Annotated in this window: 1 pseudogene; it reads left to right on the forward strand. The window is 78.6% G+C overall.

Annotated elements, in window-relative coordinates:
- Positions 1-543, forward strand: a pseudogene (locus VR44_RS03880) (chromosome segregation protein SMC); the annotation flags it as partial.

Consider the following 543-nt stretch of genomic DNA (forward strand, 5'->3'; position numbering starts at 1 on the left):
GGAGCGCAAGGAGTCCGCCGAGCGGGACCTCGCCGAGGCGCTGCGCCGCGAGGCCGAGCTGGAGGAATCGGTACGCCGCCTCGCGCCCAGGCTCCAGCGGGCCCAGCAGACCTGGCACGAGCTGGCACAGCTGGCCGAGCGGGTCCGCGGTACGGAATCGCTGGCGCAGGCACGGGTAAGGAGCGCGTCGGCGCCGGTGGAGGAGGAGCGGCGCGGCCGTGACCCGGAGGACATGGAGCGGGAGGCCGCGCGGATCAGGGAGCAGGAGGCGGAGCTGACCGCCGCCCTCGAAGCCTCCGAACGGGCGCTGGAGGACACCGCCGCGCACCGGGCCGAGCTGGAGCGGGCCCTCGCGGAGGAGGAACGGCGGCTGCGGGACGCCGCCCGGGCCGTCGCCGACCGGCGCGAGGAGCTGGCCCGGCTGACCGGGCGGCTGGGCGCGGCCCGGTCCCGGGCGGGGGCGGCCCAGTCGGAGATCGACCGGCTGGCGGCGGCCCGGGACGCGGCACGGGAGCGGGCCGAGGAGGCCCGGGAGGAGTACGA

It is taken from the genome of Streptomyces katrae (assembly GCF_000966975.1).
In the GTDB taxonomy this organism is placed as follows: Bacteria; Actinomycetota; Actinomycetes; order Streptomycetales; family Streptomycetaceae; genus Streptomyces; species Streptomyces katrae.